Source organism: Photobacterium obscurum, from assembly GCF_026191635.1.
Classification (GTDB): domain Bacteria; phylum Pseudomonadota; class Gammaproteobacteria; order Enterobacterales; family Vibrionaceae; genus Photobacterium; species Photobacterium obscurum.
Map to the genome: position 1 here is coordinate 130,194 of NZ_JAKRRW010000004.1, position 22,997 is coordinate 153,190.

Annotated in this window: 22 protein-coding genes and 4 pseudogenes; 12 read left to right on the plus strand and 14 right to left on the minus strand. The window is 42.5% G+C overall.

What is annotated here, in order from left to right; translation table 11 throughout:
* Positions 1–199: 199 nt before the first annotated feature.
* The 7 genes and pseudogenes from MD588_RS06660 to nadS form a co-directional block, all read right to left on the minus strand.
* Positions 200–637: a PaaI family thioesterase gene (locus MD588_RS06660; protein ID WP_265696248.1), complete on the minus strand. Its 438-nt coding sequence runs from the start codon at positions 635–637 to the stop codon at positions 200–202.
* Positions 638–778: 141 nt separating this feature from the next.
* Complete coding sequence (locus tag MD588_RS06665) at positions 779–1,774, minus strand: SLAC1 anion channel family protein (protein WP_265696250.1); 996 nt, start codon at positions 1,772–1,774, stop codon at positions 779–781.
* A gap of 140 nt (positions 1,775–1,914) precedes the next feature.
* On the minus strand, positions 1,915–2,484 hold the full coding sequence (locus MD588_RS06670) for a NifB/NifX family molybdenum-iron cluster-binding protein (RefSeq protein ID WP_265696252.1): 570 nt from the start codon (positions 2,482–2,484) through the stop codon (positions 1,915–1,917).
* On the minus strand, positions 2,459–2,782 hold the full coding sequence (locus MD588_RS06675) for a DUF134 domain-containing protein (protein WP_265696253.1): 324 nt from the start codon (positions 2,780–2,782) through the stop codon (positions 2,459–2,461). The genes MD588_RS06670 and MD588_RS06675 overlap by 26 nt, the downstream gene beginning before the upstream one ends.
* A gap of 158 nt (positions 2,783–2,940) precedes the next feature.
* Positions 2,941–3,217, minus strand: a pseudogene (locus MD588_RS06680) (cryptochrome/photolyase family protein); the annotation flags it as partial.
* A 362-nt stretch (positions 3,218–3,579) separates the two neighbouring features.
* Complete coding sequence (locus MD588_RS06685; protein WP_265696254.1) at positions 3,580–5,070, minus strand: SulP family inorganic anion transporter; 1,491 nt, start codon at positions 5,068–5,070, stop codon at positions 3,580–3,582.
* A 347-nt stretch (positions 5,071–5,417) separates the two neighbouring features.
* Positions 5,418–5,633 carry a NadS family protein gene (gene nadS, locus MD588_RS06690; protein ID WP_265696255.1) on the minus strand — a complete coding sequence of 72 codons (216 nt, stop codon included), beginning with the start codon at positions 5,631–5,633 and terminating at the stop codon, positions 5,418–5,420.
* Between the two features lie 193 nt (positions 5,634–5,826).
* Here nadS and MD588_RS06695 point away from each other — a divergent pair, with 193 nt between their 5' ends.
* From MD588_RS06695 to MD588_RS26105, 3 genes are all read left to right on the plus strand, one after another.
* Positions 5,827–6,180, plus strand: a complete 354-nt coding sequence (locus tag MD588_RS06695) for a hypothetical protein (RefSeq protein WP_265696256.1) — start codon at positions 5,827–5,829, stop codon at positions 6,178–6,180.
* 5 nt (positions 6,181–6,185) lie between these two features.
* Positions 6,186–6,455, plus strand: coding sequence for a helix-turn-helix domain-containing protein (locus tag MD588_RS26100; protein ID WP_407676549.1), 270 nt, complete (start codon positions 6,186–6,188; stop codon positions 6,453–6,455).
* Positions 6,456–6,626: 171 nt separating this feature from the next.
* Positions 6,627–6,911, plus strand: coding sequence for a helix-turn-helix domain-containing protein (locus MD588_RS26105; RefSeq protein WP_407676550.1), 285 nt, complete (start codon positions 6,627–6,629; stop codon positions 6,909–6,911).
* A 569-nt stretch (positions 6,912–7,480) separates the two neighbouring features.
* On the opposite strand, the pseudogene MD588_RS06700 reads toward MD588_RS26105, so the two are convergent.
* Positions 7,481–7,677, minus strand: a pseudogene (locus tag MD588_RS06700) (transposase family protein); the annotation flags it as partial.
* A gap of 95 nt (positions 7,678–7,772) precedes the next feature.
* The gene (locus MD588_RS06705; RefSeq protein ID WP_265696257.1) at positions 7,773–10,871 is read right to left on the minus strand and encodes a cadherin repeat domain-containing protein; all 3,099 of its coding nucleotides are present in this window, start codon (positions 10,869–10,871) and stop codon (positions 7,773–7,775) included.
* A 775-nt stretch (positions 10,872–11,646) separates the two neighbouring features.
* Between MD588_RS06705 and MD588_RS06710 the strand changes: the two genes are divergently transcribed.
* From MD588_RS06710 to groL, 3 genes and pseudogenes are all read left to right on the plus strand, one after another.
* On the plus strand, positions 11,647–11,823 hold the full coding sequence (locus tag MD588_RS06710; RefSeq protein ID WP_265696258.1) for a hypothetical protein: 177 nt from the start codon (positions 11,647–11,649) through the stop codon (positions 11,821–11,823).
* A 431-nt stretch (positions 11,824–12,254) separates the two neighbouring features.
* A pseudogene (gene groES, locus MD588_RS06715) lies at positions 12,255–12,562 on the plus strand (co-chaperone GroES).
* Positions 12,559–14,148, plus strand: coding sequence for a chaperonin GroEL (gene groL, locus MD588_RS06720; RefSeq protein WP_265696259.1), 1,590 nt, complete (start codon positions 12,559–12,561; stop codon positions 14,146–14,148). The pseudogene groES and the gene groL overlap by 4 nt, the downstream one beginning before the upstream one ends.
* A gap of 52 nt (positions 14,149–14,200) precedes the next feature.
* Here the strand turns inward: groL and MD588_RS06725 are convergent.
* Positions 14,201–14,400 (minus strand): annotated as a pseudogene (locus tag MD588_RS06725) (IS630 family transposase); the annotation flags it as partial.
* Between the two features lie 135 nt (positions 14,401–14,535).
* Entirely contained in the window at positions 14,536–15,579 is a 1,044-nt protein-coding gene (locus tag MD588_RS06730) for a GMP reductase (protein WP_265696261.1), read from the minus strand.
* A gap of 313 nt (positions 15,580–15,892) precedes the next feature.
* On the opposite strand from MD588_RS06730, the gene MD588_RS06735 reads away from it, so the two are divergent.
* Complete coding sequence (locus MD588_RS06735) at positions 15,893–16,237, plus strand: hypothetical protein (protein WP_265696263.1); 345 nt, start codon at positions 15,893–15,895, stop codon at positions 16,235–16,237.
* A 186-nt stretch (positions 16,238–16,423) separates the two neighbouring features.
* Positions 16,424–16,906, plus strand: a complete 483-nt coding sequence (locus MD588_RS06740) for a hypothetical protein (protein WP_265696264.1) — start codon at positions 16,424–16,426, stop codon at positions 16,904–16,906.
* A gap of 7 nt (positions 16,907–16,913) precedes the next feature.
* Here the strand turns inward: MD588_RS06740 and MD588_RS06745 are convergent, their stop codons facing one another.
* Positions 16,914–17,933, minus strand: coding sequence for an AraC family transcriptional regulator (locus MD588_RS06745; RefSeq protein WP_265696265.1), 1,020 nt, complete (start codon positions 17,931–17,933; stop codon positions 16,914–16,916).
* A gap of 175 nt (positions 17,934–18,108) precedes the next feature.
* On the opposite strand from MD588_RS06745, the gene MD588_RS06750 reads away from it, so the two are divergent.
* From MD588_RS06750 to MD588_RS06760, 3 genes are all read left to right on the plus strand, one after another.
* Positions 18,109–18,501, plus strand: coding sequence for an MFS transporter (locus MD588_RS06750; RefSeq protein WP_265696266.1), 393 nt, complete (start codon positions 18,109–18,111; stop codon positions 18,499–18,501).
* The gene (locus MD588_RS06755) at positions 18,494–19,717 is read left to right on the plus strand and encodes an HlyD family secretion protein (protein WP_265696267.1); all 1,224 of its coding nucleotides are present in this window, start codon (positions 18,494–18,496) and stop codon (positions 19,715–19,717) included. The genes MD588_RS06750 and MD588_RS06755 overlap by 8 nt, the downstream gene beginning before the upstream one ends.
* Positions 19,718–19,890: 173 nt before the next feature.
* On the plus strand, positions 19,891–20,559 hold the full coding sequence (locus MD588_RS06760; RefSeq protein WP_265696268.1) for a hypothetical protein: 669 nt from the start codon (positions 19,891–19,893) through the stop codon (positions 20,557–20,559).
* Between the two features lie 7 nt (positions 20,560–20,566).
* Here the strand turns inward: MD588_RS06760 and MD588_RS06765 are convergent, their stop codons facing one another.
* Positions 20,567–21,739 (minus strand): cation:proton antiporter domain-containing protein, encoded by a 1,173-nt coding sequence (locus tag MD588_RS06765; protein WP_265696269.1) that lies wholly within the window; start codon positions 21,737–21,739, stop codon positions 20,567–20,569.
* A 145-nt stretch (positions 21,740–21,884) separates the two neighbouring features.
* Positions 21,885–22,484, minus strand: a complete 600-nt coding sequence (locus tag MD588_RS06770) for a DUF6942 family protein (protein ID WP_265696270.1) — start codon at positions 22,482–22,484, stop codon at positions 21,885–21,887.
* 137 nt (positions 22,485–22,621) lie between these two features.
* Between MD588_RS06770 and MD588_RS06775 the strand changes: the two genes are divergently transcribed.
* Complete coding sequence (locus tag MD588_RS06775) at positions 22,622–22,933, plus strand: hypothetical protein (protein ID WP_265696271.1); 312 nt, start codon at positions 22,622–22,624, stop codon at positions 22,931–22,933.
* Positions 22,934–22,997: the final 64 nt, after the last annotated feature.

Sequence of the window (22,997 nt, forward strand, 5' to 3'; positions counted from 1 at the left end):
ACTGTAATGTATGATAAATTGAACGAAGATCATACTTTTAGGCTTGCAGTTAACTTATATAAGCTAATTGCAAGCCAAAGAAGAGGCTGTCTCTAATTGTGGTTGTTTTTACAATTTATGATATTAACGGCCTGCTCCATATCTGGCTGGCCACTGTTTTTATACCCCACATATCTCAAATTACAGGAATAACCCAAACTTAAACGGGATTATTCATGTCCTTACTTTTCGGCTCAATGAATTTTGCTGTGCCGCGAGCTAATAGTTGCTGTCCTTGGCTGATCAAGGCTTCTAATTGATAGATCCCTCTTCTCTGTCCGATCAAACGTGCGGTCACCATGATTAGCTGGCCGGTTTGAATCGGGGCAATAAATCGAACTGTCAGCTCGGCAGTCAGGGCCTGAATACCTTGAGTAAACAGGCAGTGAGTCATGGCGGCATCAAGAAGAGTACTGGTTAAACCGCCGTGCAACAGACCAGTGTACCCCTGGTGGCGGGAAGTAACCTGAAACGGAGCCGTTACTTTTCCGTCGGTGTCTTGGGTAAACGCTAACTGCAAGGTATCTGGATTGTTTTCATTGTTGCCACAAACTATACAGTGGGCGTGTGCTTGCTTGGTATCGTGATAAAGTTTCATTTTATGCTCATTAAGCGTGAGAATATTGTCGTTATCCTCACATAGATAGAATAGTCAGTTAGTCTTGTTAGCTAGTTTTTGACCGCGGTAATTATATAATTTCTATTGGTAATACCGAGATCGGTTCTTAAAATGAGAACGTTACTCAGGAGTACAAATCTTTCCTTTTCGTGCGGCTTGTATGGTGCGAAGTATTAACCAGAGCACGATCATTGATAATATTATGACTAATAGCCGTGCCAGCCAGGTTAACCAAGGCTGTTGGCTCAGTTCTGCCATCTTGATAGTGGCGAGGGACAGAGCGGCAAGCGGAAATGAGAAAGCCCAGGATGAAATGAAAAACGGTACTCGCCAAAAGCGCACTATATTGCTGGCCAGCAACATCATCAGAAAAAGTGCACAGTAATAGAACAATCTGGCTCCGTTATCTAAGCCACCAATCAATCCGGTATATGAGATAAAACCGACTGATGGGGGAGCAAGTAAAATGAAATATGTTGGCGTCAGGCGAAGTGGTAGTTGCTCATTAAATAAAAGGCGGTACATGACTATGGTCAGGAGTACCAGCCAGAATAGCAGTCCAATGCTGAAGAAGAACCAGCTGAGTTCCTCATAGCCGAAATACACTCCGTTGATTGGGACCACTATGTTGCCGACCACGGGAATGAACCAACCGGGATTGGCATGTTCAATAGTGAAGTGGCTGTGATTGAGCCAGCTACTCATTACGTAAAGTGTCAATATCAACTGCAACAACGTGCCGGCACTCCAAAGGGGCATAGCCAGCGCAGGGATTGATTGCCAGAAGACAGAGAGTAGCAGCATACCAATCGGAAGCGTCGGGAAGAAATTGAGACGCACCGGGTGATGTAATTCAGCACGGACTTCGTGTGGATAACGAATGATTTTCCAACCATACGCACCCAACAAGGAGATTAAGAGTGTCGAGGCCAAAATACCTATGGCGAGAGAGATCCCATGTGCGACTTGTGATGTCTGAAAACTTTTTTCCCAGACAATAGCCAATCCGGCTAACCCCATCACAATTGAAAAGAGCGTGATAGGCAAATAGGCCACTCTTTTGAGACCGTTACGGGATTGAGCCTCTGAGGGCGCCGTAATTACAGGTGAAGACATGATGGTTCCATTTGGGGGAAATACTAATGTTGAAGAGGCTCCCGGATTTTCTCAGGAGCCAAGCTATTATTGACGCAGTTAAGCCTCAGTCGTGTGATATTGATGCATTGCAACTAAAGAACTGCGTAGACAGCAATCAATTAAGCAGGAGTATTGCGACAACAGCGGTGACCCCTTGGCTTGGCATCACCACATCTACCATGGCCTCGACCATGACTATGACCATTCTGGCGATGACATTCATGGTAATCATGTTCTTGTACAGCATGACCATTAGTACGCTGCTGGCAACGACGTCCTTGTTTTGAAGTCGCCTCTTTATTGTGTCGACAGCCGCCTTCTTTTTCCTTTGCCTCATGATTAAGAGATGGTCGGCCCTGCTCGGCGCCAGTCAGAGAAACCAACCCTATAGCTTCCGGATTGGTTAGCTCCGCGGTGTTGCGGCGACCACAATGGGTTTGAAAAACAGCAAGCTGATGAGAGAGCAGTTTGCCTAACATCTGCCTACCAATATTACGTACGACGATGCGCTCAGCACGTTGCTGGATTAGCAGATTGAGCAAATCCTTTTTACTGGCACAATTGGCGCGCAATACCGGATTGGCATGGCGGCTAACTTCTTCACCTTGTTCATTGATAAACAAAATATTCTCAGCTTTGGTGAAATGATTGGCGATACGATCTTCATTCATCGGAATTGCAGTGATCATAATTTGTAGCTCCTTTTTCTTCCTCACAGTGCATGATGAGAGCCTTGCCCTGAGTAAGACAGTCCATCACTTTGAAACGGGCTGATTTCAGAATATTGGCCAGGGTTTGCCGGGAGACACCCATCTCTATAGCCGCTTCTTGTTGCTGCATTTTCAATAGATCAACCAGTCGTAACGCTTCAAACTCATCATTGGCAAGTTGCACTCGCTCAAGCTGACTCATTGGGATCCGGTTGGGTTTAAAGCAACTATCAGCGGGGTGACCACAAACGTTTCTTGGGATTTTGGGTCTTGGCATGAGGCCTCCTGTAATTGGCATATGCTATTTATACACCTAGTTTTTGGCATATGCCAGAAACTTTTGTGTGACAAGTACTGTCAATCATGCTTTAAGAGACGGTTTCACATGTTGGATGGCTGTTGTGAATGATGTAATAAAGGAGTAACTGGCTCTCCCAGTAGACAAAAGTTACCTGTCACATCAGACGCTGGATATGATGGGCATAAGCAAAGTCAAGAGACTGGTCAATAACGGCCTTCATGCATGCCATTTACGTTTTCCTGTCCAGAAAAAGTCTGGTAAATGACGGTGGACATCAAGAGCATTGAACTCACTGTAGCTTGGCATGTTGCCCCAGTAGATACCGCGGATATACTTTCTCCAGGCAAGAACCTGCATGGAGTGAAGTATCTTGCTGTTAAGTGCAAACGAAAGGTGAGAGTGATACAGTGTGGTGAGAAAAATTTAACGCCTGCACCATTGTAGGGCCTCTGCGAAACCGATTCGCTTACGTTTCCCGACCGGCAAGAGACGATGCATAGCCTGTTGGCACTGGACATTTATATTTGGGTTTTGATAAATTTTCAGCGCTTAAAGGCTTGATTTATAGTTGAGAGATAGGTGCGTTGGAGAAGGCTAATTGGGGATATGATTATCAATAGAAACTTTTCCAGAGCTGCAATTTGAAATAATAGCTTCTCTAGTTAATGTACCTCGTTTTATGTACCGATGGTAAAAGGTCTGCCACTGACAGACCTTTTTCTATATCCCGCTCAGAAAGTGAGATTATCAATCAGTTTATGTTTTCTATTTAATTAGTGACCAAATGATTGATTTGCTAGTTTATCTGGCTTATCAAATATTGCAAATTTACTAATCATCTGTTCTGAATCTTCATTCATTCCGATAATATCCACGATAGACCCATTGTTTATGAATTTGATAATAACTTTGTCGAGCGCACCAACAGCAGTTATATCCCAAAAGTGAGCATCAGATAAATCAATCGTGATGTATTTAGTTGGATTATTGAAGTTAAACATATCAATGAAGTTGTAAGCGGACGCAAAGAAAATCTGGCCATGAACTTTATGGATCGTGTGTTCATTGTGAATAACAACATCATCAGTTACTTTCATAATTTTACGACTATGGTTTGCATAGAAAAATGTTGAAATAACAACACCGACAACAACACCAATGGCAAGGTTATGAGTGAATACAACGGATAGAACCGTAGCGATCATAATGACATTAGAGTTAAAAGGATGATGTTTAATATCAATGATTGATTTCCAAGAGAATGTACTAATAGAAACCATAATCATTACAGCCACTAGAGCAGCCATAGGGATTTGTTTCAGGTAATCCCCAAGAAACACAACCATTATCATAAGGAACACGCCTGATGCTAATGTTGATAGTCGTGTTCGCCCCCCTGAACTCATATTAATCATTGATTGTCCAATCATTGCGCAACCAGCCATGCCACCGAATAGCGCAGATACCATGTTCGCGATACCCTGACCTTTACACTCATCATTGTTGTCACTCGGTGTATCGGTAATATCATCAATGATTTTTGCAGTCATCATTGATTCAAGAACCCCAACAACAGCCAATGCCAATGAATAAGGGAAGATAATCTGTATCGTTTCTATAGAAAACGGCACATTTGGAATCAGGAATACGGGTAATGAATCAGGTAATGACCCCATATCACCTACGGTACGTACATCAATTTTAAAGAGAACGCTAAATAAAGTTATTGCGATGATACATACGAGTGGGGAAGGTAATAACTTTCCGACTTTAGGTATGTAAGGGAACAGATAAATGATGCCAAGGCCACAAGCTGTTAAAGCATAAACATGCCATGTAACGTCCGTTAGTTCAGGAAGTTGAGCCATAAATATTAATATAGCTAAGGCATTAACAAAGCCTGTAACGATTGAACGCGATACAAATCGCATAAAATCACCAAGCTTAAGTAATCCAATAATGTATTGAAGTATGCCAGCGAAAAACGAAGCCGCTAAAAGGTATTCAAGACCATGATCTTTAACTAATGTTGTCATTAGTAATGCCATAGCACCTGTTGAGGCTGAAATCATGCCTGAGCGAGAGCCTGTGAAAGCAATAACGACACAGATTGAGAAAGAAGCGTAAAGACCAACTTTAGGGTCTAAGCCAGCGATGATTGAAAATGCAATAGCCTCTGGTATTAAGGCTAGGGCAACAACAATCCCAGATAATAAATCTCCCTTAATGTTGTTGAACCAGTTTTCTTTATAAAAATTAAGCATAATATCTCTTTCTAATAATTTTGTTTGATTTAGATGTAAAGAGATTCTGGGTTTAAGGCGGCGTAATAATTATTATATCCTCCGTACTAGAGTGTAATAAATAACAGGACTATAAAAGCGATGATAAGTAACACTAAATTGAAGTGACCAAAGTTAAGAAAATCATCGCTGATAACAAAATCAATATTGTCAATTGATTTATTTATTTGTTCATTATTATCGAAGTAATAATCGAGTTCATATTCATCATTTTTCAATTATTGATCCTTTTGTTAGATTACAAAATTATCTCAGGAAATGACCAATAGCACCTACAAGTAGATGGCTAGTTACTATCGGTGATTTCGTCAGTTAAATTTGAACCTGTAATATAGCTCTAGATCCTTATCAATTAATTTGAGCACTTTTTGAGCTAAGCCGGTAGGGTTTCGTCTACCTTGTTCCCAGCTTTTTATAGTTTCCAAGCTTAAACCAAGAGCTTCAGCAAATTCATGTTGATTAACTTTTAGTCTTAATCGGATAGCTTTGATATCTGGGCTTTCAGTATGATGTTCAATGTTCATAACTAACCTTTCTGATTGCGTGAGAGGGTACATTGTACTTCGTTGTAATTTTATTACAAGAAATAGTTTTAGAAAAAAATCAGTATGTGAGATTCCAAAAATTAACTGTTGAAATAAATTAATTTTGAATGGATTATATATTTAACCAGTTAAGGCGCTTAATAAAACAATATATTTAAAAGGTTTAAATAATATGGATTTTACGCATGTTACTGAAATTAAAGAACTAAGTGAAGAAGCTAAAGCATTTCTTGTGTATTTCGTGTCTCAAGATTTAACTAATATTGCTGACAATCTTTGCTTTTTACCGTGTAATATACCGTTTGGTAGCAAAACTATCAAATACAAAACGGCATTTAATAATGACCTGGATGGGCGATTAGAATACTGGATTGTGTTCGATAAAGATAAAGTTACTGGTGTCGCACAGAGGTTAACATACGAGGATAAGTTTGAAACATCTTTTATACATTTCAAGCTTAATCATGAAAGCGATACTTACTTGAAAGCGACAATATCTAAAATGCCAATGGTTATAATGGGTTAGTGTACATGATTAATGAAGTATTGATTGATTTGCGTACTTTCTTTCGTCTCAACCAAAGTGAATTGGCGAAGAATTTAGGTTGCAGCAAATCACATATTAGTGAAATAGAAACAGGTAAGAAGAAGGTCACAATAGACTTACTAAATAATTATTGTGAGTTTTTCAACCTTCCTTTGTCATCAATTGTTTCACTCTGTGAGAGACAACCGTTATCAATTAAACAAACTGATTTACTTAGAGCGTTTAAGTGTTGGCGGAGAATCAATGAAAAGTGAATTGCTTTGCTAATAACATTGCAACTAAAAAAAGTTAAACCATTTAGTCCGAAAGTTATTAGGCAACGACAAAGTAATTATTGTTGATAAAACAGGCTTTGATATTGGTTTGATTTATTATAGTTGTTGTGAATGTGTGGTGGTAAAAATACATGCTGGTGAATAGTTTAGATGAATATTAGCGGATACAAGATCAGGGCATTACGCCTACAACGAAAGATGCGAAGTGGTGAGTGCGCTATGCACCTGGACATTACAACCACGTACCTATCACTAATCGAAAATGGCAAAAACAAACCATCGAAGAAGGTTATTGATAAAGCTGTAAGCTTATTTGATGTTCCGCCTTCCTACTTCCTGGAAATTTCAAAAGAATTCGATGAAGTCATGGAAATGTCATTCAAGCTGAACGAAATAGAGAAGATAGTATTAAGTTCGATAATTAGTAAGCACTGAAAATGAAGTTAGTCCAATTTGAAAAGTTATATTTAAATCTGAGTTACAAGCCCAGAGTGAGATAGCAAACGATGTACGTTTTTTGACTAAATTCGGTGATTTTGACTTGTAATCGATTTATAATTTTATACTTCTATATTTGATAATTATAAGGTGATTTTCGAGCTTTTTCTTAGCATCTTGATGTTCTACCCGCGTCAGTCTGCGAAAATAAGTTCCCCTTTATTTGAAATTCTGTTTCCTGCTGTCTGTACGATGAACATTGGAGCTGTGAAGAGATTGAAAAAATCGGCTCTGTTGTAAATAATTTGATGAGAAATGTCTAGCCAGTGGTAGGGTTACTGGTAAACAACCTCAACAATGAAGTAGGGCGGGAGCATACTTTGTTAATTAATTCCTCAAAGAATACTTCCGCTCGATAATTATCATTCAAACTCATTTTTTCAATTTGTTCCGCTGACTCGCTGCCCCACAGTAATCTTCATTAAGCATTTTCATTACGAACCGCCGGAATAGACCATATTTTTAATTGTGCCTTCCATTTTGATGCGCGATGTATCTTGCTTTACTTCAGCAACAACACTATGCAGGATACGAGCGATGATGTGACGATGAGGAACTCCACTGTTAAAAGGCCGATGTTGCTTCAACCAATCAGTTTTGAATTACCGTAATTCTCAATATCTCGCCAGCCTTCAGCACCCGCCATGATTGCGCTGAATTTTGTAAGGACATAAAAAAAGGAAACCAATAAATGATTTCCGATTTTCTCTCATTAGAAGGGGCAGTCAACCGATCTTTAACTGATCAGCATTGCGGTTAAATACCGGGACTATGATTGATTTACGCAATAAACATAAATTACTTACTTAGCTTCAGGTTAATTCGGTTCCACTCAATCATTTTAACGGATCCATCTCCGTTAGAATGTTCAGATTCAGAGGTATAGTAACCCCCCTCATCATTTGGCAAGAATGGACGATCACTACTAAGGTAAGCAACAAACGGCACAGCCGCTTCCCAGTCGCCTTTGCCAAGTCGAGTATCATCAATGATGGTGTATTTCATAAACCTGTTGTTAGTTGTAACTACACAAAAGTTCAGAGAATCCATTGCAACAGGTGCAACTTTGTCAAGGGTTAAATCGTTAACGTCATCTTGACAGCCTACGTATCGCTGCGCATAGACTCTAATAATATTATGATTAAATACTTGCTCCGTGCCTACCTGCTTCATAAGCAAGAACAAATTCATACCTTCACCATACTTAGCCCGCTCTTCATCAGTGGGTGCTTTTACACCAGCAACCCCTGCAAAGTTCATTCGGGTACTATAGAGCCCCGTATAACGGGCATTACCATTCAAGCTACTATCGACAATCGTAAAGGTCGGATCCAACTCAATATCCTTGGTCGATTTACCAGCCTTAGGCGGGACTATCTTAATTTGTTTGGTTGGGGTGAATGAAGAATCCAGTGCCAGATGATTACGGCTTTCTTCTTCGGTAATGAAGATATTCAGCAAAGCCTCATCGCCATAACGGTCATAATTAAGCAGCGTTGTTTCACCATTGTTCGGATTCATCGATACATATTTGCGCTTGTCAACTCCAGCATGAGTATTCCTAACCGTAAAACTACGTTTTCCCAATGCTGAAGGAAGATCTAAAGTCACCTGCTTCATCGGAACGTACTCAAACGCCTCCAACTCAGTCACAATCCCAGGATGCTTGGCCTTATTAACTTTGCCTTCAGCAATTAACACTTTCGACTTGTAATTACGGCTGCTTTTAGCAACAACTTTGACCTTATACTCACCCGCAGAATGAATTTCTAACTGACCCGTATTCGCCGAAACCATTCCTACAACATCGTACGGTGAATACCCCAGGTAATAGTTAATCTCACCTTCACCATTTTCTACTGACGGCATAATAGCTTGGTCTCGCTGATACGAAGCTTCTGGGTATGTAACAGAAAGCGGGTTGTCTGCTTGGGTGATCCTTACTGAGAATGTAGTTATAGCTGGTTTATAACCATCACCACCGGAGTCACTTACTTCCACCGTTGTTGTACCTACATTAAGTATGGTCATCTCACCAGTATGACTATCCACCTCAACAACATCCGGATGGCGGGTTTCCGGAGAAAGACGATAGCTTAACTCACCTTTCTTTCCGTGCACGGTTGGTGGACTAATGGTTGGTTGTCCGCCAGAAAAAACAGCATTAACCCCTTTGTCCACAAAAAGCGTTGAATCCGCAGCTGCAATCACAAGAGACATCTCATGAGGTGCAGATTTCAAGAAATCATGACTTTCAAGGCTTATCACATCAAATTTTGCCGTGCCGTGTTTGTGTACCTTAAAACATTCTCGGTCAGTGTTGTATGTAGCAATAGCCTTATCACTATCGGCTTGAGGAGAGAGTGATAACGTTCCTTTGTTACCACTAATATTAGCATCAGCGACCGGAATACACAGATTCGGTGAGTATTCCGCTGCAATATCCTTCACTTCAAATTCTGGATGCTCACCTTTTGCAACATTGATTTTTAATGTTGCAGAGCTTGGCAGGTAATACAGCCCCCCATCATCGGTTGCTGTCAGTGTCGCCAGCCCTGCGTGCTCAATCGTCAACTGCTCTCCATGTACAGAAACAACATCAGAAGAACCTCTAAATGTCAGCTGACCTTTCTGTCCTTTCATAACAGGAGTCACAGTCTGTAGTTGTTCTTTTCCTGAAAAGGTACGGTTAATGGTTAGCTCAACGAGCTTAGGGCGACTAGCTTTCTGTACATCATATGTAAACCTTGCTGAAGACGGCTTATAGTTACCATTGCCATCATCGTTGGCAATCAAGGTCGCTGCACCTACGCCAATTATTTTTGGCAGGTGGGTATTTGAATCAATGGCAATAACATTATCACCTGACTCAACTCGATAGGTCACCTGACCCTTCATGTTATTGATCGCGGGTTGGATAATATGATTCGGTTGATAGACAAAGTTACTAGAGCTAACGGTCAGGTTAGGGCGATCAGCCTTTAGGATTTCCACCTTAAAATATGCCTTGCGCTCATCATCGGTATAACCTGAACCGAGCTCATTGGTCACTTCAATCACGACGCAGCCTGTTTTATGAATCGTCATATAACCAGTATGAGCATCCACGGCGAGCACATCACTATCTTTAGAACTTTCAGCAAGCTTGAAAGAAAATGTTCCCATGTCGTCGCCACTGATTTGCTTAGGTGACAAAGTCATATGCTCAGAATAGTCGCGTGAAAGATCATCGTATCCCAAAATATCAGGATTAACGGCTTTAATTACCACTTCAAACTCAACGGACTTCGGTTGATAGCGACGGTTACCGTTGTCGGTCACGATAACTCGAGCGGTACCAGGGATCCCATAATGAATGAACTCACCAGTCTGGCTGTTAATAGCTAGGAGGTTACTGCTTTCTGGCGCAAGCTCGAAAGTCAGGGAGCCTTGATTCCCCCGAACATAATAAGAAAGATTTTTTGCATCGGTATCAAGCGCTGAGATTGTCGTTCTCGATGCAGACAAATTATAGTTTGTGCCTTTCCCGACATGAACCGTAAAAGTTGCAGAAGAAGATTGATAAGTCGGGCTCGTATCTTCGACAATGATACGTACATCTCCCGGATTTAAAATAGTAAGCAACCCAGTATATTGTTCGACAGAAACAATATCCTTCGCTTCACCATCAGCTAGGCGATACGATAATGTTCCATAAACATTTAACACTGATGAATGGGATTTTGCTAAATTTGAGTATTCAATATCAATATCATTGGCCTTTAAAGGTTCACGATATACTTTTTCATTCTTAAACGGTTGAAGAGTTGTATCTGAAGGCGATGAATCGCCTCCTCCCCCACAACCAGATATACTTAGCATAATGCCAATTAACAATGTTGCGAATAAATATTTCATAGTTAGGCAGCCTTATAGCAAAAATTATCACATCATTTGAATAATGGATGTATAAAAGTTGCACCGTTATTGAGCGTTGTTTTATTTGGGGGTGATTATAAGACTCCAATAGGTTTTATATCAATTATATTTCTAACAAATCAAAATAGACTTATTTGAAAATATGGGAAAGCACTATCGTAACAAAATACAGTTGAAAACTAATTGTATGATATTTAAGGGGAATAAAATGCAACATAAGCTAATCCTCCCCTTTGGTAATCGTTTCGTAAATGATAGTTTCCATTATTGAGATTAAACATTGGTAATGGTAACTGCGAACAGATACTGAGATTATTTAAAACAATTAAAATTAAAATTAAAACTTAAACTGTTAATGTATATTTGCAATGCACATTAAATTCACCACTAAAATACTACGCTGTTCCAATTGTATTATATATGCGTGCACTTAATGGTATCTCGCGAGACATTTCTGGCGGTTATAGCTCGAAGTATAAATTTGACAGTGGAGCCAATGTAGTAACTGCGGATTCTTTCGGGTATCGCTCGATGAGCAGGACACTTCCAGAACAAAAAATGAACTAATTGTGTTTGCGAACGGAGTGGGATTCCAGATCGCCTGCTGATTCGAAGAAAATAAATCTAGTGTCCAGCTTCATTGGCCAGAATTTTTTGCAATACTCCCTAAAAGCGAATTTTATGAATTGGTTCACACTTCTTTGCATGTATGTGTGCAAGCATTGGCGCACGCATGTAATTGCAAGGTGGTAACATGGATCAAGCTAACGAATTACGAGAATATTTTATTGAAGAGAAGAGAGTGCAGGTTTTAGATATCCTGAAAAAACTTCGCAATTCAATTCTCAGAGGAGAAAGACATGAAGTTTCTGTACTTCTAATAGAGTTAAATCAAGCATATATGGCGTTTGAGGCGATTTACTTACCATAACACTCGAGTTTTGAATTATATTTTCATACGCACATCGTGTCTTCTTGTTATCAGCGAATTTTTATTTAGACTGAAAAGTTTAAAAGTTTAAAAGTTTAAAAGTTTAAAAGTTTAAAGGTTTAAAGGTTTAAAGGTTTAAAGGTTGGAAACCAATAGGGCTGATTTTTTTGGGGGGGGAGGCCGTGAAATATAGGTGGGTTATTCATCTCGCATGAGTTAAGGGTACGAAAATATGAGTGAATAATGAATGAATTAGCAATCGCTCCCAGCGATGGTTGTTTGTTCAGTTTCGGATAATTTTGAGCCTCTCTTTGAACTTGTTTTTATTGACCCTATTTTTTCATCGAAAGCGTCAGACGTTGCTTTCAGTATCATTTATATGTCTTTTATTTATTGTAACGATAGGAGGCTAAACCTATGAATATTAGCCTTTGAATGACGGGCTTGTTGTCGATAGAACAGAAGTAGAAAATAAATCTGAAGGAAGAATTGTACTCACACCCAATTAGTCAAGAAATCCAATCGCAGGAAAGCTATTGCCGTAGGCTTAGAGCTGCACAAGAGGGCACGAACGAGTCTCTATGGATGTAATAGTGGATGATATCGTAATTTTTAATGATGGCTATGGTGTTAAAACCAAAAAAGAGATGGTTTGGAGTATTTAATCCTTTCTGAATCCGATGTGTTAGCAATCGTTGAGTCATTGACTTTTAGTTGTTTTTTGAGGAGACAATCATGACAGAAAAAGAAGTTTTATTTGCTGATGAATCACGTCTAAGGATGCTTAAAGGTGTGAATTTACTGGCAGATGCGGTTAAAGTCACTTTGGGCCCTAAAGGGCGTAATGTGGTATTAGATAAGTCTTTTGGAGCCCCCACAATTACCAAAGATGGTGTATCCGTTGCGAAAGAAATCGAGCTGGAAGATGAATTCGAAAACATGGGGGCGCAAATGGTAAAACAGGTTGCATCAAAAGCTAACGCTGAAGCTGGTGACGGTACAACGACTGCAACCGTATTGGCGCAATCATTAATAAGTGAAGGGTTGAAAGCGGTCGCCATGGGGATGGACCCAATGAACCTTAAACATGGTATTGATAAAGCCACAGAAGCGGCTGTAGAAAAACTTCGAAAGATATCTCAGCCGTGTAGCGATAAAGAGTCCATCACTCAAGTCGGTAGTATTTCTGCTAACAGTGACAGAGGCATTGGGGAAATTATTGCGGAAGCAATGGAAAAAGTCGGTCGAAATGGTGTTATCACTGTAGAGGAAGGTCAAGGCCTTAATAACGAACTTGTTGTTGTCGAGGGTATGCAATTCGATAGAGGCTTCCTCTCTCCCTATTTTATCACTAACCAGGAAGCGGGAACTGTAGAGTTAGATAACCCATATATTCTACTGGCAGATAAGAAAATATCTAATATCAGAGAGTTGCTTCCTGTACTTGAAAGTGTTGTACAGCAATCTCGTTCGCTACTTATTGTTGCTGAAGATATCGAAGATGAAGCGCTTGCTACTTTGGTGGTGAATAATATACGTGGTATTGTCCGCGCATCGGCGGTAAAAGCGCCTGGCTTTGGTGACAACCGAAAAGCGCTGATGGAAGACATTGCAGTACTCACCGGTGGGTCACTCATTTCCGAAGAACTTGGTCATGAACTTGAAAAAGTAACATTGGAACAACTTGGTAGTGCGAAGAAAGTCACAATTACTAAGGGAGTGACCACCATCGTGGGCGGTATTGCAGAAGAAGATGTTATTAGGGAGCGTGCTACATCAATAGAGAAAAAGATCGAAGCTACGACCTCTCAATACGACAAAGATAAGCTGCAACAGCGCATCATCAAGCTTGCTGGTGGCGTTGCCGTGATAAAAATCGGTGCGGCGACGGAAGTTGAGATGAAAGAGAAAAAAGGTCGTGTTGATGATGCGTTACATGCTACACGTGCAGCGGTAGAAGAAGGTATCGTCGCAGGCGGTGGCGTCGCATTGGCAAAGATAGGCTATGAATTAGCAGATCTTAAAGATGACAATGACGATCGAAATGTGGGAATCCGTGTTGCGTTGCGTGCCATGGAAGAGCCACTTCGTCAAATTGTAACGAATGCCGGTTATGAGGCTTCTGTTGTGGCAAATGCCGTGAGATCCGGTGACGCCTACTTTGGCTTCAACGCGGCAACAGGCCAATATGGCAACATGATTGAGATGGGTATTCTTGATCCGACGAAGGTCACCAGCTCTGCACTTCAGCTTGCAGCCTCCTTCGCAGGCTTAATGATTACGACTGAAGCAATGATAGCAGATCTCGTGATAGAGGTGAGTTGAACGGCTAAGTCGTAGATATAATATAAGTGGGTAATCAATAACCCGCTTATATCTCACTGTTAATGCTTTCATAATCACTAGCAACAGTGGCTCCGATGTTCGACAGGTTCAGTGTACCGATAATATTAAGTCGGCTACGACTACCTATTGTTTCATGCATTTTATCTTGCCCTGTGCGTATCCAATCATGTGTTATTTTTGTCGCCTGCGTTGTGGATGAACAGTATTAATGAATAAAATCGACACATCCTCGCATTACTATTCAACTTGAGTTTATTGCTAGGAAAAAGGGCGCAGACATAATATTGCCTCTTTCACCATATGTCGTAAGCTTACAAAAGTATGGTATAGAAAAAGGCAATATCAAGTTATGGTTGTAGCCAGTGCTTACTCTTTACCGAACACGTTGTTTTCTTGTTCTTGAACGCGGATGAAAGTAGTGCGTTTAGTCAGCTCTTTAAGCTGCGCCGCACCAACGTAAGTGCAGGTTGAGCGTACGCCGCCCATGATATCCTGAATAGTGTTATCAACCGGGCCTCGGTAAGGCAATAGTACGGTTTTTCCTTCGGCTGCACGGTACTTGGCAACCCCACCAGAGTGCTTGTCCATCGCGCTCTGTGAAGACATTCCATAGAACTTCATGAACATTTTACCATCTTGCTCGATGATTTCGCCGTTGCTTTCTTCATGGCCTGCCAGCATACCGCCAAGCATGACAAAGTCTGCGCCGCCGCCGAATGCTTTAGAAACGTCTCCGGCACATGCACAGCCGCCGTCACCGATGATGCGACCACCCAGGCCGTGTGCAGCGTCAGCACATTCAATAATTGCAGAAAGCTGAGGGTAGCCAACACCGGTCTTAACACGGGTCGTACATACAGAACCCGGACCAATGCCTACTTTGACAATGTCAGCACCGGCAAGGATAAGCTCTTCAACCATATCGCCAGTAACCACGTTACCTGCACTGATCACTTTATCCGGGAATTCAGCACGTACTTTTTGTACATAATCAACAAGGTGCTCAGAGTAACCGTTTGCGATATCGATACAAATAAAGATCAGGTTATCGGTCAGGGCCATGATGTCTTTGGTCTTCTGGAAGTCAGCTTCAGATGTGCCGGTCGATACCATCGCATTTTTCAGAACGCTGGCGTCGTTATTCTTAATGAACTCAGCCCAGTCGGCAACGGTGTAGTGCTTGTGTACCGCAGTCATCACACCATGCTTGGCAAGTGACGCAGTCATCTCAAAGCTACCTACTGAATCCATATTAGCAGCAATAATAGGTACACCAGACCATTGACGACCGCTATGCTTGAATGTAAACTCGCGGGTTAATTCAACTTGAGAACGGCTTTTTAGGGTTGAACGTTTTGGACGAAACAGTACATCTTTAAAACCTAACTTCAAGTCTTGTTCGATACGCATGGGTATTTCCTTAATCTTATCGAATTTTGCTCACCGACTTTCGTGCTATTGGCAGATAGCCGATAGATCACCGGAGAGCAGGCACAAAAAAACCGGAGCGTTGGCAGACGCTCCGGTTTTCAGCATTATAGGCTCAGAAACTTAATTAACAAGTCTAATAATGCAAATTTTTTTATGGTATCCTCACAAAGATAGTAAGCTGAAAACCCCGCCTTTTTTGTCAAAATTTCCCTATTTCTTCGCTTATCTCTTCCATTCTTTCGTAATCATTGCATAATCCCTTTGTCTTGCTGGCTAAGTGGATAGGTTAACCTTGTTAAGCAAAAGAAAAATAAGAAATATATTCCCGCTCGACTTTTATGGCGAGGCGGGAAGTTGGCGTTTTATCATCAGGGCGGAACACCCCGGTGAAGTGCTAGATGCGATGTATTGGCGTGCATATATTTCATGCCATCGAAAAGAGTTCGATTTGCTTCATATGGCGACAGGTAAGTTTAACTACAAGTATAACTATTCGACAGCCGAAGCATCTGACATCCATTATGGTACCGGCGGCTCACCGCTAAGGATCAGTATGATGGGGCCTATTGTGCCAATTTCAGTAATATTGGCGAAAATGTCAGTTAATGGTTCTGATAAAGATACCAAGCCAGCGTAAAGCCTACTTTATGTTCGGAGAAAGGAGCTGAAGACAGCTCCTTTTTTTCGTCTTTTTTTGGGGGGAGCTTATACCAAACGGAACAATTATCTGATAGGCCCGATAATTATTTAGTTTGGAATTATTGGCAGCTGGAACTTGTTAAGTTATTGTTGTTTTAACTATGGTGATTAACCGGAGAGGCAGATGAATCGCTTGGTGAACGGATTTCTATTGGTGGCAGGTGCATTGCTGCCATGTGTCGCAGTATCATCGTCGTTGCCGGCAGTCAGTGGTAAGTGGCAATGTGTGCCGGAAAGCAGGCCTGCTCAGGAACAAACGTGGGTGACTTATGATTTTAAACCCGACGGGACGATGAGTTCACAAGAATGGGTTCGATACCAGGGAGAACAGCAGACTCAGTTGGAATTTAACCTGTTTATTGATTATCGCTATATTGCCAACGACGAAGATTACATGCTCAAACCTGTCAAGTTAAGCCGGGAGATCATCGTTGATCCCAACAATAGCAACCCCTTTGATTATGCCGCCCGCCGTGACCTGACAGGGTATCGTATTTTCTTTAAGCCCACATTGCAGGGGGATGATAAAGCCCAGTTTGATATGTGGTATCACATCACCCCGAACCAACATTTTACGATGCAGTGTAAGCGCCAGACTGTTGCCTAGAAATAGCCTAGCTTTGTCCCCGCTCTAACAGCTTGTCTTTATACTGCGACGGGGTGAGCCCACGCTGACGTTGAAAAGCCTTATTGAAGCTTTGAATATTGTTATAGCCAAGTACTTTGGCTATTTCGCTAATCGGTTTGTCTGCAAGCATGTAGGTAATGGCTTGATTACATAGTACATAGCTGGTGATGTTAGTGAAGGTCCAGCCAAAAGCATGGAGTCGGCGCTGCAGTTGTTGCCGAGAGAGAGCGAAACGTTCGGCAACAAAATCGAGGTTTGGATAGCCGTAATAGCGTGCGTAGTTGACCATCTCGTACATGATCTTGGCGGTGTCATGAGGCTGCGGCATGTTAACAAACTCATCGAGCTGTAAATTGGACACCAGCATAGGGCGTGATGAAGCAAAAGGCTTGTCGCTCCCGTGCTCTAGGATTGAAATGTCGAGCCAGACTTTGGTGCGTGGTGCGTTCCATTGCACTTCGCAGCCAAAAAAATTCTCCACTCGCCCGTCACCGCACCGTGGGCCGCTGATTTCGACATGCTTTGGCCGGTAATCATCTCCCATAAAATGCTTCAGTGTATTAGTAAACATCACGGCCATACGTAGGCTGTCATGTAACCGTCCCCGGCCCTTTGCAAAGTGATTGTCATAACACCATTTGATCAGCTTACCTGATTGCTCCCCATGAAATGATGCCCCCGATTGCAGGCAGGAAGTCCCATAGTTAATCCGCCGAAAGGCAAGTGCCAAATCCGGGCTTGATAAGAACCAGTCACCTAAATATCCCATATTATTGAATCTCAGATACGGTGCTATTTCTACTATGAAAGCGGGGTCGTTAACTCGAGCTTCAATGGATTCCAGCCAGAGATGGGCATCGATATAGGGAAGTAGCGACATGGGCTCTGCCAGAATGCGCTCAGGGATTTCGAATTCCGCAGGCGTAAGTTGATAGCGTTTTTCCAATCCCAATATCACGGGTTGCAAAAATATGGTTCGGATAAAAGAGATGTCTAGTAGGGCCATTGGGTGACTCATCGAATCTTGAAGCCATTGGTTGTAAGTGGGTGGCAGAATAAATCAAATATTGACCTATTTTAAGATCATCTATCCACAATGATTACCAAGATCACATTTTTCAGCACAATGCTTACAACAAAAAATCATATAACAAATTTTCGTTAGAGCGGAGTTGATTACGATGAGTCTCATCAGCATGCCTTTTGTCGATAGCGGTGTCGACACAGCCTTACATATAGTGGCTGCCGTCGTTTTGATAGGAACTGTGGCGGCAGCTATTTACGGTTTTTGGAGAATTCATGAGCTACCCATTCAAAAAGCCCATACCAAAGAACATCATCAGATAGGGCTGATCACTGCCCTCACCTGGATTGGATTTGTCTGGCACTGGGTATGGGTTGTTGCCGTCGCTATTGCATTTGTTGATGGCGAGCAGGCATTACGACGTATTCGTGATATTTGGAAAGGGGCTGACGAGGAGGCTCCTGTTTTATCAGCAGGACAGCAAAGTACTTCGGAGAACAAACTGTCAGGTACTGCAGTAAACCTAAATAAGGAGACTGAGCATGCTTGAGGGTCTAGCCGTATGGTCACTGTTCATCTACTTATTGCGCATGGTTGGTATGCCATGGAATAAGTTTACTAAGGGGTTTGCTTATTTAGGTGGTGCCGGATGGCTGTTGTTTGTCTGGGTTGGTTTGATTACCTTTGCACCGATGGATATGTCCGGAGGCTCATTGGTACAGTCACCGCATATCCAGTTGCGACCGGCTTCGAGCAGAATCAAAGGCCATGTTGAAGACATTTATGTGAAGCCCAATGAGCGTGTTACAGAAGGTCAACTGGTTTATACCCTAGACGACGAGCAGTACCAGATCGCACTCAACAAAGCAGAGACGAAATTAAACTCGGCCAAGGTCTCACTCTCGATAGCAGAAGAGGATGTCCATATTGCCGAACAATCCTATAACGCAGCACTGCAAGATATTGAGATCTCGAAAAACCAATTGGTTGCCGGTAAAGAAGATCTGAAGTGGAAACAGACAACGCTTAAGCGCTATACCGAGCAGAATAAAGTTGTTAAGCACACTATTACAGAAACGCAAATGGATGAGCAGAGTACTGCGGTTGAAGTCGCGAAAGCGAAGACTGTGACTCTTCAATCAGAGCTGGATAAGGCAAAACTGTCAGCCAGCAAAGCGAAACTGGCTTTTGAAAAATCTAAGTTGACTGTGAGCAGCCGCCAGGTTGATGTTGATAGCGAACAAGAAAATGTGGCCCAAGCACAATGGAATGTAGATCAGACCAAGGTATATGCACCAGCAGATGGCTACCTGACCAACTTCATTATGCGTGAAGGGCAGTATGTCGGGATAATGCCACGTATCCAGATGTACACCGATGAAAAGTATGTGCTGATGCGCGTCAATCACCAGGCGATCCGCAATGTAAAAGTTGGTCAGCGTGCAGAATTCACGTCGGCAGTGTACCCGGGCAAGATTTTCAATGCCGAGGTTGAAGGCATTATTGAAGCGACAGGTGAAGCGCAGGGTAGTCTGTTGGCACGTGACGATAACATTCGCCAGACCACAGGCCAGAATGCGATGAACAAGCACCACTTTGTCCGACTGAAGCTTGATGAGCACACAGGTTACGATATTCCTGTCGGCTCGGTTGGCCTGGCTTGGATCAGCGCCGAGAAACCAATTGCCTTCTTGGGCTTCCTCGATGTGATCCGCGGCATTATCATCCGAATGAAGTCTCAGATCTTCTTTATCTGGTCAATGTAACGATACCGCTCTCGGGTGGTCGCAATATCACCCGAACTTTTACTACGTAAATGCTGACCGTAGTTTGGCTGTAATCCCTTGAGGCTTGGGGTTACAGCTTTTTTTTGCCCGATTATTGATGTATTCGCCAACAAAAGGTACAACTGTGCAGAATTTGTGGTGTGGAGCTAGATGTGGCTTTTTCTCTCTTCGGTTCTAAGAATTGGTTGGCGGCAACAGCATTGCTGTTGACGGCCTGTATGTCATCTTCGTCAGCGAACGCCTCTGAACTGAGGTTGTTTGGTGATATCAGCCTGAACGATACGGCTGAATATGTAAGCTCGCTACCTGGCAGTTTTGAATGCTCAGCCCTGTATGACGATAAGCCCGCATTTTGCTTTGACCAGCTGCAGGTGCTTAATGTTGATGAAGGTATGCTATCGGTTTTTCTTGTTGATCAGAAAGTGCGTTATGTTGAATACAGCACCTCGCTGACCGCGGCCAATTACAGTGCGGTATTGGCGGGATTAAGGCGAAAGGGCTTAGTCTTTGCGCATCTTAGCGTCCATGGCGAGACCTTAGATGTGTTGGCGGGTATTCAGAATTTGGACCGAAAAACATTGGACGACCAGATGTTCGCGCTGGCCAACCGTTATGATTTCACGGCGCCGAGGCAATATCTGTTTCTCGATAAAGGGGCTTTTAATCATGCCTACCGCCGGGGTTATAAAAATGTCGATCACTGGCTGACGAGTGGTGCAACTGACGATATGGCAAAAGAGCAACATATGATGGTGAAGATGTCGGTCTCAGGCGAACAGATCATTTTATCTGTTGCTTATCCTTTTGCTAAAAACGATTAATGAAAAGTTAGTCTTGTCGCAGATTGTTGGCCATCGAGATTGGGGTCGGGTAGCGCCTGACGACCCAGTAGGTTGAAATAATAAACGTTGTCATGGTTGCCGTCTGAATAAATATGCTTGCTTCTTGGGAGAGCAGGTTGGCATTCATGGCGGCATAGCCGACTAAAAACGAAAATTCGCTGGCCTGGCTGAGCCTGGCACTTAACTCCCCGTCCATGGCCGTTTTTTCACTGGCCCAATGTAAAGCCTTAGAAAAACCCCAGGCTTTGATTACTACAAGCAGTGCGCCAAACAAGATACCAAGTAGGCTATAGAGATTACTGGCCGCCAGATCCATTCTTGCGCCAATAGCGAAGAAGAACAAGATCAAGAAGAACTCTCGTAGCGGTTTCAGGTGAACGGAAATGGCTTGGGAAACGCGGCTCACGGCGATAGAAATCCCAGCTATGAAGGCACCGCTTTCATAAGAGAGCCCCACCTGATGGCTAAGTTCGGCCCAAAAAAAGCACCAAGCCAGAGTTGTGACAAAGCTATACTCCTGAATCACATCAAAGCGCTGGAAAAGCGATAAAATCAGGTAGCGCACACCGAGGAATGCGAGGGTGCCAAACGCCGCGAATTTAAACAGCATCATCATAAATGCCACCAACATGGCATTACCACCGCCGATGTTGAGGAAAATAATTACACTGATTGCCAAGATATCCTGAACCAACAGGATACTGGTCATGATCTCCCCCATATGCTTATGGTGTAGGGTTGTGGTCGGAATTAGCTTCAAACCAATTACGGTGCTCGAAAACATCAGAGCTGCGCCGATGATCAGGGCATCTTGCAAAGAAAACTGAATAGCCAGGGCGAAGAGCAGAGCACTGAAAAAGAAGAAGCAGCAGGTGCCGATCGTGATTATTGAGCTTTCCTTAAATAACTGGATCAGCTTTTTGGGTTGAAGGTTTAGTCCGATGAGAAAGAGCAAAAGGATAACGCCGAGGTTGCCTATCTGGGTGATATGCTCTGAATTCGGTATCCATTGTAGACCGTTGGGGCCAATGAGCATACCGGCAGCTATATAGGCGAGGATAATTGGTTGGCGGGCATACAGGAAAAATGTGCCGAGGACGGCAGCACTGATCACTATGGCACATAGCTCAAAAATCAGGGGAGCTAAGTTGATCTGCATACACTTACTTCCTGTATATCAGATATATATCCAATGGAAAACTTTCTGGTGTAGCAGATAATTGTTCCGTCGGCTGATTTAAGGATAATACATCTCGATTGCCATACATTAGCAACCAGTAGCTATGCACCTTAGGTTATTAAGTTTATTTCTTGGTTGGAAGCGCATCTGGTGTGGCTAGGCTGTGCATTATGTCAGCCAGACGACAGATTTTCACATTGGAAAGCTGACGGTAGTCGAAGTATGGACACACTATTACTCGGTGCGTTTCGTCAACCGCAAATTCATTATCTAGCCAGTGCATTGGTGATGGGAGATAACCTTCTGCAATCAGCCGCTTAGCATAGGTTCGCCCCATAACGATATGAATGGTCGGGTGAGGGGGATGTAGCGATAGTGATTCTGTTTCGACCTCTGAGTCAACCTCTGCACCAAGGACTGGTGGAGTAAATATCAATGAGGTGTTACTCCCAGCTTGTAGCAGGAAGTGATCGCGGTAGTTTTGCCAGCTAGGTGCGCATTTCGAGTAGGGGAAAATGTCGGAATCCAGCTCGTAAAGGAGCTTTGCAAAAACATTGAATACTTTTCTCCAGCCATTGCCGCAGGCCTGCCCAATTTCATGGATCTCACCTTGTACGAGTGGTGTTATGTAGTTCAGTGATGCGTAGCTCATCATACCTGGACGGTTTTCAATATAGGCAGCAATAGAAAATTGTGGGCAGCCAAGGCCAACTGAGTCTGGCATTGTGAATGTTATCTCTTGTAGCAGAAGGCGTTTAGGCAATGTCAGGGAGTTTTGACACAAGCTTTACTCAGTACTGACATGCCAGTCAATGACAAATTTATCATAGCGGGAAATTAAATATATTAATAAAAGATAATATGAAACCTCTAATTTCTTGTTTTGTAGCACTTTCGTTAGCAGTCTTTCCACCTGCGGTATTGGCAAAAAAAGGTCATCACCACAAGCACCACCATAAGCATCATCATAAACACCACCACCATGATCACCACAGCCATCATCGTGATGTTGTCATCGTGAAAGAAGAGCACCACTCATACCATAAGTCTAGGCTGCCTGAGATCGCGACCTTTGCGGTGATCGCTGGCGTATCGTATGCAATTATTAACAATACATTCTACAAGAAGTCTGGCGATGAATATCGCTCTGTCGAAACACCTTCCTATCGATAAATCTATAGCCAGCAGTAAAAAATAATGCTGCTGGCTCTAGTCCTTATAACCGAGAAATACCCAC